The 15,310-nt window shown below is 31.9% G+C and carries 15 protein-coding genes and 1 pseudogene; 15 read left to right on the forward strand and 1 reads right to left on the reverse strand.

Features of this window, described 5'->3' with window-relative positions:
• Window positions 1-215 precede the first annotated feature (215 nt).
• From BCR26_RS08905 to BCR26_RS08970, 14 genes are all read left to right on the forward strand, one after another.
• On the forward strand, window positions 216-1,013 hold the full coding sequence (locus tag BCR26_RS08905) for an ABC transporter permease (protein ID WP_084387089.1): 798 nt from the start codon (window positions 216-218) through the stop codon (window positions 1,011-1,013).
• 15 nt (window positions 1,014-1,028) lie between these two features.
• Window positions 1,029-2,006, forward strand: a complete 978-nt coding sequence (locus tag BCR26_RS08910; RefSeq protein WP_069698631.1) for an ABC transporter ATP-binding protein — start codon at window positions 1,029-1,031, stop codon at window positions 2,004-2,006.
• 490 nt (window positions 2,007-2,496) lie between these two features.
• Window positions 2,497-3,300 carry a hypothetical protein gene (locus tag BCR26_RS08915; RefSeq protein ID WP_069698632.1) on the forward strand — a complete coding sequence of 268 codons (804 nt, stop codon included), beginning with the start codon at window positions 2,497-2,499 and terminating at the stop codon, window positions 3,298-3,300.
• Between the two features lie 120 nt (window positions 3,301-3,420).
• On the forward strand, window positions 3,421-3,660 hold the full coding sequence (locus BCR26_RS08920; RefSeq protein ID WP_069698633.1) for a hypothetical protein: 240 nt from the start codon (window positions 3,421-3,423) through the stop codon (window positions 3,658-3,660).
• Window positions 3,661-3,697: 37 nt separating this feature from the next.
• Window positions 3,698-4,567 (forward strand): hypothetical protein, encoded by an 870-nt coding sequence (locus tag BCR26_RS08925; RefSeq protein WP_069698634.1) that lies wholly within the window; start codon window positions 3,698-3,700, stop codon window positions 4,565-4,567.
• A 163-nt stretch (window positions 4,568-4,730) separates the two neighbouring features.
• A complete protein-coding gene (locus BCR26_RS08930) occupies window positions 4,731-5,546 on the forward strand; it encodes a MerR family transcriptional regulator (protein WP_069698635.1) in 816 nt (271 codons plus the stop codon).
• Window positions 5,547-6,045: 499 nt separating this feature from the next.
• On the forward strand, window positions 6,046-6,786 hold the full coding sequence (locus BCR26_RS08935) for a GntR family transcriptional regulator (protein WP_069698636.1): 741 nt from the start codon (window positions 6,046-6,048) through the stop codon (window positions 6,784-6,786).
• 209 nt (window positions 6,787-6,995) lie between these two features.
• Window positions 6,996-7,184 carry a hypothetical protein gene (locus tag BCR26_RS08940; protein WP_069698637.1) on the forward strand — a complete coding sequence of 63 codons (189 nt, stop codon included), beginning with the start codon at window positions 6,996-6,998 and terminating at the stop codon, window positions 7,182-7,184.
• A gap of 106 nt (window positions 7,185-7,290) precedes the next feature.
• Entirely contained in the window at window positions 7,291-8,541 is a 1,251-nt protein-coding gene (locus BCR26_RS08945) for a hypothetical protein (protein WP_069698638.1), read from the forward strand.
• Window positions 8,542-8,554: 13 nt separating this feature from the next.
• The gene (locus tag BCR26_RS08950) at window positions 8,555-9,442 is read left to right on the forward strand and encodes an ABC transporter ATP-binding protein (RefSeq protein WP_069698639.1); all 888 of its coding nucleotides are present in this window, start codon (window positions 8,555-8,557) and stop codon (window positions 9,440-9,442) included.
• Window positions 9,439-10,617, forward strand: coding sequence for an ABC transporter permease subunit (locus BCR26_RS08955; RefSeq protein WP_069698640.1), 1,179 nt, complete (start codon window positions 9,439-9,441; stop codon window positions 10,615-10,617). Before BCR26_RS08950 ends, BCR26_RS08955 begins: the two co-directional genes overlap by 4 nt.
• Complete coding sequence (locus BCR26_RS08960) at window positions 10,601-12,673, forward strand: ATP-binding cassette domain-containing protein (RefSeq protein ID WP_069698641.1); 2,073 nt, start codon at window positions 10,601-10,603, stop codon at window positions 12,671-12,673. The genes BCR26_RS08955 and BCR26_RS08960 overlap by 17 nt, the downstream gene beginning before the upstream one ends.
• Window positions 12,660-13,124 carry a thioredoxin family protein gene (locus tag BCR26_RS08965; RefSeq protein ID WP_069698642.1) on the forward strand — a complete coding sequence of 155 codons (465 nt, stop codon included), beginning with the start codon at window positions 12,660-12,662 and terminating at the stop codon, window positions 13,122-13,124. The genes BCR26_RS08960 and BCR26_RS08965 overlap by 14 nt, the downstream gene beginning before the upstream one ends.
• Before the next feature lie 33 nt (window positions 13,125-13,157).
• A complete protein-coding gene (locus BCR26_RS08970) occupies window positions 13,158-13,670 on the forward strand; it encodes a thioredoxin family protein (RefSeq protein WP_069698643.1) in 513 nt (170 codons plus the stop codon).
• Window positions 13,671-13,791: 121 nt separating this feature from the next.
• Here BCR26_RS08970 and BCR26_RS08975 read toward each other — a convergent pair.
• Window positions 13,792-13,989, reverse strand: a pseudogene (locus BCR26_RS08975) (helix-turn-helix domain-containing protein); the annotation flags it as partial.
• A gap of 464 nt (window positions 13,990-14,453) precedes the next feature.
• Here BCR26_RS08975 and BCR26_RS08980 point away from each other — a divergent pair.
• Entirely contained in the window at window positions 14,454-14,924 is a 471-nt protein-coding gene (locus BCR26_RS08980) for a GntR family transcriptional regulator (RefSeq protein WP_084387097.1), read from the forward strand.
• Window positions 14,925-15,310: the final 386 nt, after the last annotated feature.

Genomic DNA, 15,310 nt, shown 5'->3' on the forward strand with positions numbered 1-15,310 from the left:
CATTGGATTCTTAACACGGTTACTGGCACCCACTACTAGTAGTTCCATTGTGTTTTTACACCCAGTTAATTTTTTACCTCATGATCCACTTAGTTAAATGGAAAATGAGCGATTAAATAATGGAAGGAGCTGTCCTCGGAAAACCTTGGAAAGATCGTACTGACAAGAGATTAGAATTTCTTAAATATCTCATATTAATATAAGGAGGGAATAAAGTGGTAGCAATTATTCAAAGAAATTGGCGTATGTATCGACGTTATTTTCCAATTGGCTTATTTTTTAACCGGATTTTAGGTACTACCTACACAATAATTGGTGTTTGGTTGATTGCAGTTTTTCTATTTGAAGAAGAAATTTTATATTCTAAATCATCTTTTATCGGTGATACAACGTATTTTACTTATGCTGTTGTAGGAATTCTTTTTTATAGTTTAGCAGTAGCGACATTAATGAATGTAGGACGAGCACTGATTACAGAAGTGCGAGAAGGAACACTCATCTCATTATTATTAACACCGTATAATGTTTTAAGTTACTTTTTTGGCGTATTTGTAGAACAAGTGTGGCGGACATTATTAGAATTTCTGATTCTCTTGATAGTTAGTTTGTTTTTAGGCGCAGAACTTTGGCATATTTCAGTAGGAAATTGGTTGTTGGGGATTAGCTTTACTTTATTCGTTTGTTTTTGTATGAGTATTTTTTTAGCGAACATTATGCTTCAAATGCGTGATACGTATATAAGTCAGAATACGTTATTCATTTTTATCAGTTTTTTATGTGGAATTACTTTTCCAAGAGAAATTTTACCCTCTGGATTAAGAGTTATAGGAGCATTTGTTCCAGTTACCCAATCTCTAGAAGTATTTCGCATATTGTGCTTCATGCCAGGAAATCATTCAGTCTTACCTAAATTAATTGCAACAGGAATGGTAAGCGCAAGTCTCTATTTTTTATTAGGAATAGTTTGGTACAAAAAAACAGAACGAAAAATTATTAGTTACATTTTTGAATAAGGAGGTCAAAAAAATATGTTAGAAGCAAAAGGATTGCATAAATATTACCTTAGCCGGATTAGAAAGAATCTGTTCAAAATAGAAAAACAAGAAAAACATGCGGCCAAAAATATTTCACTAAAGATGCCAAAAGGGAAAATCATTGGTGTACTAGGTGAAAATGGGGCTGGAAAGACTACCTTAATTAAAATGTTAACGACTCTTTTACTACCAGATAAGGGACAGATTGTAATTGATGGAGTAGATATTAACCAAAATGTTCGTGAAACAAGAAAAAAATTAAACATGATTGCTGGTGGTGAACGAAATATTTATTGGCGCTTAAATGCGTTGGAGAATTTACACTACTTTGGCTCCTTATACAAGTTACCGAAGCAAGAAATTAAAAATCGGTCTGAAATTCTATTAAAACAATTTGGGTTATGGGAAAAAAGAACGATCCCTGTGGAACAATTTTCAAAGGGAATGAAACAAAGACTACAAATTGCGAAAGGCTTAATCAATGATCCAGAATACATATTTCTTGATGAACCAACATTAGGTTTAGATGTTCAAATTGCAAAGGATTTGCGGGTTTGTATTAAAGAGTTGGCAGAAAAAGAAAATAAAGGGATTCTATTAACCACTCACTATATGGCTGAAGCGGAAGAATTATGTGATTATATTTATATTATTGAGGAAGGAAAAATTGTTTTAGAAGGAACTAAAGAAGTCATCTTCGAAAAATTATCTTTGACTAAGCAATTGGTTCTACATGTTCATTCAGAAAGTGAACCCTTTTTAAAAGAGATACTTGAAGGGATAACAGAATTGTATACGGTAGAAAGTGACGATGAAAAAGTGATGGTAACTATTTTTAGTAACGTATTAACTTTACAACAAGGAATTAACTATTTTAATGATAGCAATGTCCAAATAGTCCATGTAAGTCAAGTTAGTCCAACGCTAGAGGATGCATTAATCAAGGTGAAAACAATAACTAGAGAGAATTAGGAAGCTATATCCGTTCCACTACTAGTATATTTACAAATATTTAAAGTCACTTTTGAGAAAGTTCATTATTTTTGAAAAATTTCGTCTAACAAACAGAGAAGTTTCGCTACCAAGTACAAATAGCTATTAAAACAACTGGGGATTTGCTTTCTCCCAAAAAGCGCTCGTCGCAGAGAAAAATTGTTTCCTCGTAAAGGACAACTCGTCACAGGTAGACCGTGCTGTGAATCACGAAGAACGCACTCGCTTTTGTGCTAGCAGTCTGCTCTTTGATTTTGAACCTTTGCTGTATAACATTGTCATGATACTAGGAGTTCTTCTGTGTTTTTACACCCAGTTAATTTTTTGCCTCATAATCCACTTGGTTAAATGGAAAATGAGCGATTAAATAATGGAGAGAACTATCCTCGGAGAATTTTGGAAAGATCGTGATGACAAGAGATTAGAGTTTCTTAGATATTTCTAACGAATTAAAGGAGGTCTGTAAATAATGAAAGAAGCGATTGATTTTATTCAGGTAGAATCTCGAAGGCATTTTTTTAGTGAAGGCATCAATTATTTTTATTTCATGTCAATAATCATTTGGCCTATTATATCTTTTATTCAGTTGCTATTCAATTTTCAAATTTTTCCATTAGAAAAATTAAGCTTTTTAGGAATCCATAACCCAAAAGACCTGTTCTATTACATGTTTATTGGTTATGTTGCTTTTATTATTTTTCAAACAGTTGTTCAAAGTGCTTGGAGAATAGGATTTGAACGATTTCAAGGAACTTTAAGTACTATTTTTATGGCACCAATTTCAAAAGTGCTGTGGCTTTATAGCCGCTCAATTGCGATTGTTTTAACGAATGGTTGGTTCTATTTATGTGCCTTTATTGGTGTAAATAGTTGGTATCATTCTTTTTCTCTTTACACATTATCCATCACTATTTTTGCTAGTTTTTTATTGTTTATAGGAGCCACTATTTGGGGAAGCTTTCTTATGACTTTTTTCATCTTGTTACGAGACGGCACCATTTTATTTATTCTTTTGGAAGGTCCTCAAGAAGCTTTTTCAGGAGCCAAAGTACCAGTCCAAGTAACCCCTTTTGCAATTCAATTAATCTCTAGTTGTTTTCCCTTAACCTATACTATCCTCTTACTGAGAAGTTTGCTGTTAATGAAGGGAGAGATTGTTTTTTATGGAGGTCTATTCATTTTATTGAATCTGATTTTGATTGCTTTGACTATCATTTCCTTGCATTATGGTGAAAAACAGTTACGACGTAAAGGTAGCTTTGATTTGTATTAAGGATTCATTTTTTTGAAAGCGTTAGTATTTTTGTTTCTACCTTGCTATAATTAAGATAGGTTAGGCTTTCATTTTGTAGAAATAAAAGCATGAAATCAAAAAATTGGAGGAGTGACTATCATGGAAGAAACGATACTGTTTAATCGAGGGAATTCTGTAAGTTCTGGTTTTGATTACGATGAATTATCTAGAAAAGCTGAGATTGAGAAAGCTAAAAGGAAAAAACGTGGCGATTTGATTATAGCGAAAGATACGAATGGAGAAGAAATTGCGATCTTTTATACAGATGATAGTGTTCCCCATGAGAAAAAGCATGAAACAGATGCTAAAGAATACAAAGTATTGAAAGTATTAAAATAGAGGCAAGGAGATAGAGAATAATTCGGAGGGAATACAAATGGAGGCAGCGTTGCAGTTGCGTTTACTAGTTGAGAAGGAAGAAAGGATAAGCGAAGCTGAAATTGATCGTATGTTGGCTGATTCTTTGTTAGTGTCGAAATTGACCCAAGAGTATGAACCGAAATATCTATTCAATATTTTTAAGTTAGTGGCTTTATCAGAAATACCTTTTATTGAAAGATTACCTTACACGCAAAAAGTGATTCAGTTTATTAACAAAAATTGTGCAACAGAAGCAGGATTTTCTTATACTGGAAAGATTGCTGATATTGTTCCTTGTTATAACGCCATGTTGTTAGAAGCCTACGTAAGATTAGGTATGGCTGAAACAAAGGAAGCTCAAGCAGCTTTGAATTGGATTAAGAACTATCAACTTTTTGCTAGAAATCTGAAGACTAGCTGGACAGAAAAAGGAATTTGTAAACATGGTGGTTGCTTAAATAAGACTCCTTGCTACATTGGCATTGGCAAAACAGTACGAGCGTTGATTACGTATGGGGAGTACACCAATCATAGTGATCCAGAAGTAGAAAACTTTATTGAAAAAGGGCTAGGCTATATGTTGGAACACCAAATGTTTCTTAGACTGTCTGAAGAAACGCCAATTTCGAAATACATCACAGATAACGCCTTTCCTCAAAGCTATGCTTTAACTGCAACAGATTTAGTTTATATAGTAGGAAAAGGGAAAAAGACGACAAATAATCAAGTTGAAAAATTAATGACGTTAATCAATAAGAAGCAAATTGCTGAGAATCAATGGAAAATTGAGTACATTTACAAGTACAAAGGCTACCTAAGTTTTGAAAACAGAAGAGGCAAGTCAGAATGGTTATCTCATTTATATCCAATCTGGTTAAAGAAATGAAACAATGCGAAGGAATAGTGGGCTAAAAGAATTATAGCTGACTGTTCTTTTTTTACCGAAAAATTTACATAAAAGGGATTGTTTTTCTCTTGACTCGTTCCCTAGGTCGGGGTTTAAACTATGATTATAGCTAGCTAGAAGAAAATAGAAAAGGAGCTTGAACATGTTCAAAATAGGAGAATTTTCAAAAGTTTCCAACATTACCGTCCGAACGTTAAGACACTATGAAAAAGTAGGACTGCTGCTACCATCTAAAGTAGATCAACAATCGGGTTATCGTTATTACAAAGCCGAGCAACTAGGCGTGCTAAACCAAATTAAATTATTACAACAAGTAGGCTTGTCACTAGAATCAATCAAAGAAATTTTACGAAGTCAGGATTTAAGCGTTTTAAATTATTATTATGAATTAAGAGAACAAGAAATCCACTTAGAACTTGAGACATTAAATGCCAAAAAGCAGTTAGTGGAAGAACTAAAAAAACAATTGAAAGAAGGAGTCAGCATGGAAAAATATAATGTCGTAAAAAAACAATTAGCAGTCAGAAATGTGATGAGCATTCGAAAAGTAATTCCATCCTTTAGCGATGAAGGACAATTATGGAATAAATTATATCTAGAAGCACAAAAGCAACAAGTAAAATTTTCAAACCAACCATCAGGCATTAGCATTTATCATGACAAAGAATACCAAGAGGCTAACGTTGACGTTGAAGTGCAAAGTGAAGTGATAGGCAAATATAAAGACACCGAGGAAGCGACATTCTTTGAAGCACCAGCAGTTGAAATTGCATCAGTAACCTTTCATGGCAGCTTTGACCAGATGTCTTTAGTCAGCCAAGCGTTAGCCACATGGATTGATGCGAATGGCTACAAAATTTCTGGTCCAATGATGAACATCTCTCACGTTTCTCCAGCGGAAGACCCAAACCCAGATCATTGGATAAATGAGGTAGCTTTTGTTGTAGAGAAAAACTAAATATCAGACGATTGATTGAACTGATGAAAAGAAGTTTAATCAGTCGTTTTTTCTTGAAAAGAAGAAGCACTATACTAAACCACATATAAAAACAAATACTATTAGGGTTGGATAAGGTAGAGAAGACTGTTTTGAGCTTTCAATTAAAAAAGGAGAGTAGGCTCCACTATCAGCAATTACTGCCAGTGGAAAACCGTGGAACCACTTTGAGCCCAAAGGTCAGGTCTCAGAACTTCCAAGCTTCAAACTTAGGCTAAATAAATTAAGCCCGAGTAATTCACGTTGGACTCTAGTTATGGTTACTGCAACCAACTGCTAGTAGCTCCGTTGTTGCTTACCTATCCTTTTGGCTTGAAGAATCACTCAATTTCAAAGTGTTCAGGATATTAGTTTTAGTTTTTTATGAGGGAAACGTTAATTTAGTTGAGAATAGTCATTCCTAAAATCCTATGATATACTATTGTTATAACAATTAAAAAGTAGGAAAGAGGATTATAGAGTGAAAAATAGGTTAATAAAAAGTCCTGGGGCGACCCCTTTGTATAATCAAATAGCCGATGATTTAAGATTCAAGATTGTTGCTAATGAATGGTCAACAGGTGAGAAAATTCCTCCTGAACTTGAACTTTGTATGCTGTACAATGTCAGTCGTATCACTGTACGAAAAGCAATCGATGAGCTAGTTAGAGAAGGCTATCTTTATAGACAAAGAGCGAAAGGAACATTTGTCCTTTCTTTAGATGATACGAATGAAAAGCAACATTATACAATGGTTAGAAGTTTTACAAAAGAAATGGAGGAGTTGGGAAAAAAAGCAGAGACATTAAGCGCCACGGTAAAGTTAATTGAGGCTTCTAAGCGAGTATCCAAGCAACTAAACATTCCAGAAGGTTCTGAAGTTTTGCAACTAAGAAGAATTCGTGGCACAGTGGGGCATCCATTCGCTTATTTCATTACTCATATACCATATATTGAAAAGTTTTCACTAGATAATGAAGACTATTATGGGTCGTTTTATGATTATTTACGTAGCTTCGGCATTGTAGTTTCTGAATCTAAAGAATATGTGGAGGCTACAATTGCAACCGAAGAACTACAAAAGATATTAAAGGTCCCTGAATATACCCCCATTTTAAAACGAGTTAGAATGACATTTCAAAGTGAACGCAATTTTCATGAATTTAGTGAATGTTATTACATTGGTAATCAGTACCGTTACTATGTCGAGATGAATGGGTAGTCCTTAGAAAATAAAAATTGGTTAGAGAAAAAACTCTAATCATTTTTTTATATTTCGTAAAAATTATAAAACAAGCTTTCTTCAGAGTGTTCATGAGTTGAAAAAACATTAAAATGTTTTTTAAAATAATATTGTAAACGGATACGTTCTTTTTATATTTGAAATGTTATGGGATAATTAATCATAAGTCAAGAAGGAGGTGAAATGTAATGAAAAAATTATCAGAAGAACAAAGTTCATCGGTTGTTGCTGGGTTGGTTTATGATGGAAATATTTTTTACGTAAATGGAACACGTCAGAGTTGTGCCCATTATTGCTCGAAAGGAAGACGTCAACACAATGTATACAAGAGTGGAGGAACTTGGTATATTACGCACCTATGTACAAGTGCTCCTTAAGTGTTAATGTTTGTTTGAGGGGACTGAAGCAACGATGTTTCGGTCCTTATTTATAGCTTAGAATGACATGTATTAAAAATAATTTTATATTTTAGGAGTTATATAATTGTTTACATATTTGAAATTCGAAAGAGAAGTAATTAGAAAATCATTCCAAAAGTTGACTCTTCTGGCGATTTTAGCGATAATCGGTACTCTATTTTTAATCAATAGACAAAAAGCGACAGAGGAAGTTCAAAACTTTGAAAAGTTGTATCATTTTACGCAAGAAGATTTTGATAGAAATATGGATATTGGATCGCTTGAATCATATTTGAAACAAGAATTAACTGAAGAAGAATATAACAGAGATAAAAAAATGGCTTATCAATTTTCAGATACCAGATTAAAGATATTTTCTTCAATTGTTAATAAAGATTATCAAGCCTATTATAGATATCAATTGGAGAATCTCGAAACTTTTGCCATAGATGAGTTACTCAATGTTAATCAGGGAACCGAAATATTTTATGACTCACCCTTTGTTTTTATGCAATATGCTGACGGTCAAAATAAGCTTTATAATCAATTACTAAAGAGGAGGTTGAAGTTAGAAACACCTAGATATGGGATTTCTAATTGGCTGTTTACTCTGTCTTCTTTAAAATACATAACTTCTATAATTGGGGGATTCTTTTTTTTAATAGTTTGTGGGTTTATTCATTTTGGTAAGTACGAAGAGCAGCAATCAAAGATGCTTATGACTTTGCCGATAAATAAAACGAGTATATTACTAGGGGATACTATTCTATTCTTTTTTCATTCTATGCTTATGCTCAGTTTTATGTTGATTTTTTGTTATCTATTTGGTTATATTTTCGGGGAAGTAGTTCCTTTTGATTATCCAATTATTGTTAGAAATGCTGATAAAATTGTTCTTATTCCTGTATACAAAGTTGTTCTGTATCTTTGCTTTCTGTTTCTTTTAGTATTGAATGCAATGTTTCAATTATCTGTGACGGCTATGTTTTTGGTTAAAAAGACTTTTCTTGCTATTTTTGTTAGCAGTTTATGCGTACTTTTAATATCTATATTTTTCCAAAGAACAACAATTATAGGAGAAGTGTTTTCTTCCTACAATCCGTTTACTTATACTTCACCTTTTGATCTTTTTGTAGGAATAAGTAATGAAGTAATAGATACAGTTCAAGCTAATGCGAGTTCGTTGACCTATAACAATGTAGACTATTACAGTGGATTAACACTGGTTGCGTTAAATAAGAATATTGATGTCTTTAAAGGAGGTATCTCCTTATTTATGACATTTTCAGGGCTATTTATTATCAACAATTTTTTAATCAAACGAACAAAATTTTAAAGGAGTCTGGCAAATGGTATTAGACATATGTGGATTGTCAAAAAGCTTTGGTAAAGTAAAGGTACTTAAAAACATTAATTTTCGAATAGATACCCCTAGATTGATTGCTCTTGTGGCCCCAAATGGTTCTGGTAAATCGACATTAATGAATCTCATTTGTAATCTTGAAACAATAGATGAAGGAGAGATTACCGTTTTTGGATATCAATCAAAGGAATCAGAAATCTTTAAGAGTTTATCATATATGCAGGATAACTCCGTTTTATATAATAATTTAACTGGTTGGGATCATATAAATTTGATCAAAGGAGCTCATAAACTAACTCAGAAACAGGTAGTTGAAACATTGGAATATTTAAAGATGACTAGTTACATGAATAAAAGAGTGAGAGATTATTCTTTAGGTATGAAGCAGCATTTACTTTTTGCTATGGCAGTTTTACCAAAACCAAGGCTTCTTATTCTTGATGAACCTATCAATGGATTAGATCCTATAAGTGTTGAAAGAGTAAGACAGTTATTACTTGATTTGTTTGAAAAAGAGGGAGTAACCATTTTGTTATCTTCTCATAATCTAGATCAAATTGAGCAGTTAACAACAGATATTATCTTCTTAAAAGACGGGAGTTTATTATCTGAAGAAGAAGTGGTGAGTCAAAGACCAGAGATGTATTCCTGCATTACTGATAGTCCGGAAAATTTAATCACTGTTCTGGAGTACAATAATATTAACTATACGAGGAAGACTAAGTACAAATTTTTACTATCTATGAAATTATCAATCAAAAAGTTGTTTTTTAAGCAATGTGCAGAAAAAGAGATTCGCTTTTTTGATTTTGAATTACTTAGATACTCCTTAAGTGATGTATATCACGAATTATTTGGAGGAAAAACTTTATGAGTTACTATTTTACTTTTGAAGCAACAAAATTTTGTAAAAATTTAAAGAATATTGTCATTTTAATACTGGCTTTTTTTATAACTATTTTAGGTGTTTTTTATCTTGGGAGTATCCAAACTAAAGAAACAGATGAATTAAAAAAAGAGCTTACTTCTGAGTATATGCAGTTATATACTGTTCAGTTGGACTTTTTTCAAGTTGGACAAGGATATCGTGCTCTTGAAGAAATCTATTCGGGAAGTAAAATTAGTTCCATAGAAGTTCAGGAAATATTGCAATTATGTAATACAGGGATGGAGAAAATTGATAGCTACTTAGCTAGCTTATCTAGTGATAATTGGCGAGAAATCGTTACAGCACATTTAGAATATTTGAAGATACTTCAAGAATTAACTTTATTAGAGATAGTTATTCCAGTGAAATATTCCGATATAAATATAGCAACTGAAATAGAAAAAGATAGATATTTTTTGGACAAAAATATTAAACCAAATTCTGCTATTTACGGATACTCTGGTATTGGTTATCTGAATTATGTTTCAGAGTATATTTTTTCTGTTTTTGGACTCATTTTCCTTTGTTTACTGTTTTTTGATTTATATAGGCAAGAATATGAAAGCAATACGATTCGGTTGATTTATACGCTTCCTATTGAACGGAATAAAATTTTCAGGGCAAAAATGGCACTATCATTTCTCGTTTATCTAGCTAGTGTTTTTATACTGATTAGTTTAGCTTTACTTGTGGGAACGATATACTGGAAAAACTTTGGTTCAATTAAGTATCCAATTGTATTGACTACTGGAAAAAAAATTTCGAGTTTGACTTTCAGCTCTTATTTTTTAATGAATCTAGTTCTGTTTTCTCTGTATACCTTATTTGAGTTAAACTTAATAAGGCGTGTGTCGACAGTTGTTAAAGGGATGAGCACGTCATTTTTTTCTATTTTGGTTGTTACCTGTGTCCCAAGCATACTGACAAACGAGTTTTTTTTACCAGCTCCGTACTCTTACATTAATCCATTCTATTTTAATCGGGTTAGCGAGGCGACAAAGAAAGCATTCGAATCTCATGATCTATTTAGGTATTTCTTTATTGGTGGAGGTGTTCTTATCTTTTTTTCAATTTTGGGTAGTAAGTTAAAAGGGAGGAAAACAAATGAAATATGCACATAATATGCAGAGTCTCCAAAGTGATTGTGGACTTGCGGTTGCAAAAACAGTGTTAGAGCAGTTCAAACTTATAAGAAAAGAAAAATATTTTGATAATATTGAACTAACTTATCATGGGCTATCTACATTTGAAGTTTCAAAAATATTGATACAGCATGGTGCAGAGGCATCCGTTTATGAAATAAACGATGTAGAAGAATTGTTTGATCAAAAATATCCATTTATTACTGTAGTAAACGCGAACGGTTTACTTCATTATATAGTGATACACAAACATGACAAAAAGAACAATGAATTGCTTGTATCAGATCCTGCGAAACCAATAATTAGCAAGTTATCTAAAAAGGAGTTTACAGACTCTTTTGCAGGTGTTGCGATAATTACAAACTCTGTAGAGAAAAAAAAGATTGATGCAAATAAAACCAAATCTTTAACAAAAAAAATTTATGATAGTGTTATGGCTAAACTCCCTGTTAAAATGAAGCTTGAACTAAGTGTGTTAGTTTGTGCTAAATTTGTTATGCCACTACTCTTTTTTGAATTGCTTCAAAGCCTAATGCAAGAAAATTTTGCCAATATCACGAAAACTAATATGATTGTTTACGGGCTATTCTATCTGTCTTTTTTCATAGGAATGTACCTTGTAGGAATTCGTTTTGCGCAACTTAAATTAAGAATTGAGAACAAACTTCAGGAGAAAGTAATATTTGATTTTTACGAATCTAGTATGGCAGAAGCTGCTGATTCAGAAAATATAGATAACATGATTGGGTACTTATCAACACTTATTGGTAGTTCGACAGGCATAAGTAGTAAATTCTTTCTTAAAATTGATGCATTAATAACTATTGGCTTAGTTTTATTCCTATTCAGTATGCATTACTCATTCCCTATCATCTATTTGGCAGTCACGATAATTTATATTGCTTATGTTTCTCATTCACTTAATGATATAACAAACTTCCAAAAAAATCTAACGTTGCAATCCAATAAAATTTTAAGTAGCTTTGAAAAAATTATTTCAGGTGCTTTTGATATTAGAATATTCCAGAAGCAGATGCAAGCACGAAATAATCTAGAAAAACAAACAAAAAAATTTTTTGAAGCAAAATATTTAGAAGAACTTTTGCAGAACAAGTTGGCGTTATTGTCTAATTTGTCAACATTTTTAATAATTATTTCTGTTTTAGCGATTACTTTTGTATCGTATAAATTTTATGGCAACGTATTGTATCCTTTGGCATCAGGAATGTATGTATTTTTTATTATAATAAACTCAATGGAAAGTATGGCAGGAGATTATTTAACTTATCGCTTAAGCCTAACATCATTAGATTATGTTCAGGGAATTAAAAATTTTTCATTCGACACTCTTCTAGAAGAAACAGAGAAGCTGTCTGTTCCATCGGTAGTGAGTGGTATGGAAATTCGAGGAATTAATTTTTTTTATAATGAGGGAATTGACGTTTTAAAAGACTTGAATTATACATTTTGTGGAGGGAGAGTTTATGTGATAGAAGGGAAAAATGGTGTAGGAAAAACAACATTTTTCAAGCTGCTTCTAGGTGAAATAGCACCCAATAAGGGCTCTATTTTTCTAAACAATCAAGAATATTATGGAATGAAAAATACCCAAGTTCTTGATGTCATCTCTCATTATTCTTCTGAAGAGTTCATATTTTATGGAACTGTGCAAAAAAATATTTCTATGGATGTCTTCCATGATTCTGTAGATTCATGTGAATATCGTTCGATTTTTTCAGATCATTTAAGCGCATCTAAGATCATTTTTGATAAGGGAGATAACATCTCTAGTGGTCAGATACAAAAGGTGCTTCTAGACAGATGTTTTTATAAAAATGAAAGCTCTATTTTCTTATTAGATGAACCTTCAAGCAATTTAGATGAACAAGCTAGAAAAGAACTTAATAATCATTTAAGAAAACTAAAAAAACAAGGGAAAATTATTTTAATTATTTCTCATGACAGTCTTTTTCATGAATATGCTGATGAAATACTGATAATGGATGGAGGAGTTATTGAAAATGAAGAAAAGTAAATTGCTTATTGCTTATGCTTCTATGCTGGTAGCAGTAGTGACAGCTCTGTTCATAATGAATTCTTCTAGTCACGCTCATCGAGAAGATGCTGATTATGATAAGCTTGTCGAACGATTGAACTATAGTACGTTTGAAGAATTTGAAGTGAAAAAAGAAGAAAAAGATACTTTTGTGTTGTTTGTGGGTCAAGATGGATGTGGTGCTTGTGAAGATTTAATGCCTACACTTCTCGAAATATCTAGTCAAGATAAAGTTAGGCAGAACATCTACTATATGAATATTCAAAGCTCTAATAATGATTCAATCAAAACAGATTATGGAGTTATTGCCACCCCCACGTTATTATTTATTCAAAATGGAAAAGTAGTACATCGTATGGAAGGAAGTGCTGGTGAAAATAAAGATAAGAAACTTATAAAAAAGCAATTTAGAAATTTGAATTTAATTTAATGTGTTGGTTATCAAATTTAAAGGAGAAATAAGATGAAACTTTCTAAAACTTTTAGTATAAGCACTATAGTAGTTCTAAGTACAGTTGTTATTTTTCAATGTATCTATTTTATAGAGAAGCAAGAAAATCATGAACAAGAATTGACTAGGCTAGAAGCCGAATTAGAGAGTAGTTATCCTAAAATATATGATTCTTTGGATAGTGTAACATATGAAAGTTTTACCAATCTTGTGCATCAAGGACAGGAGGAACTAATTTTTTATGTGGGGAGACCTACCTGCGAAGATTGTAACTTATTTGAGCCAAAACTCATTAAGCTAATCAATTCCAACAAACTAAATAAAAAAATTAAATATTTAAATGTTGCGAGAATACGAGAGAATGAAAAAGCTTGGGCAAATATGAAAAAAGAATATAGTATAGAGTACACACCTACATTAGTAAAGTTTTCTAACGGAAAACTGCTATCGAAAACCGAATGGACACCGGAAAAAGGGCTTTCTATTCCTGTTGTACAGAAATGGTTAGATGAGAATATGAAATAAGAGAAAAGATTATGCTTGTTTATAGAAAAATAGAACATAAAATTACCCTATTTCTAAAACTTAAAACGAGTTTTAGAAATAAGGTAACTTTTCCACTAATTTTTTGGTGTTTTCATTACCATTCTTTTTCTTTCAATAATTTATCTACAGAAACTTGATATACTTCACTCAATCTAATTAGATTCTCAATGTCTGGATAGCCTCTATTATTTTCCCACTTTGAAATAGACTGTCTTGTAATTCCTAGCTTCTGAGCAACTTGCTGTTGAGTTAAACCAACCAAATTTCTATGAAATTGTAAACTTTTACTGATAGTCAATATTCAACAACCCCTTTAAATTCCTTTGTAATTATATTATATAATAGTTCTATATGAAATAATAGTAATTTTAAAATATATGTTTTTGAAAGTGGACATCTTATTGTATCAATTGGTTATTTATTAATATGTGAATGTTTATACTAATTTAGTATGGATCTGGCTACTTCGTGAATCTATATCTTAGAGGATTCGATATTTATTTTGTAAGATTGATTCTAAGATAAATCAGTGTTCAAGACTATATTATTTATGACTTGTATAGACTTCCTCTAGTACCTAATTCAAGATTGTGATCAAATTAGAAGTATATTTTAAAAACGGTTGTTTTTTAAATTTTTATATGAATGATAATTTTAATTATAAAAAGAATAACTTGAACGTAACTGAGGAGTTACTAGCTTTAGGAGAGGAATCAAGATTAAAATTACTTGTTTCTTTCACATGAAAAGCAACATTATACAATGGTTAGAAGTTTTACAAAAGAAATGGAGGAGTTGGGAAAAAAAGCAGAGACATTAAGTGCCACGGTAAAGTTAATTGAGGCTTCTAAGCGAGTATCCAAGCAACTAAACATTCCAGAAGGTTCTGAAGTTTTGCAACTAAGAAGAATTCGTGGCACAGTGGGGCATCCATTCGCTTATTTCATTACTCATATACCATATATTGAAAAGTTTTCACTAGATAATGAAGACTATTATGGGTCGTTTTATGATTATTTACGTAGCTTCGGCATTGTAGTTTCTGAATCTAAAGAATATGTGGAGGCTACAATTGCAACCGAAGAACTACAAAAGATATTAAAGGTCCCTGAATATACCCCCATTTTAAAACGAGTTAGAATGACATTTCAAAGTGAACGCAATTTTCATGAATTTAGTGAATGTTATTACATTGGTAATCAGTACCGTTACTATGTCGAGATGAATGGGTAAAAAAATGTATGGACAAAATAAAAGTAAGTAAGACAACAACTGATTTTCTTTAGTTTAATTAGGTTAATTGTCTATACTCTTAACTAGATAAGTATAGAGTAATGTACGATAATCGACAGAATGACTAGCTTGTTTTCGCCTTGTTCACTCTGATAATACAATCGTTTAATCGTTGAATTCTAATTTAGCCGGATGGGAATATTCCTAAAGTAAATAACGCTTTATTTAGAGTGTTAAAATCAATGATTTGGAGACGTCTCGTTTTAGAAGCTAGGCTTTTGGTAGCTACTTCTATACTATCCATCTTTTATTTGATGTTGCAACATGTATATATTTTATGATCACTTCTTCAATTTCCAAGCATTTCCACTATTTTACTCTCTTTT

The sequence above is a fragment of the Enterococcus rivorum genome, assembly GCF_001742285.1.
Classification (GTDB): Bacteria; Bacillota; Bacilli; order Lactobacillales; family Enterococcaceae; genus Enterococcus_L; species Enterococcus_L rivorum.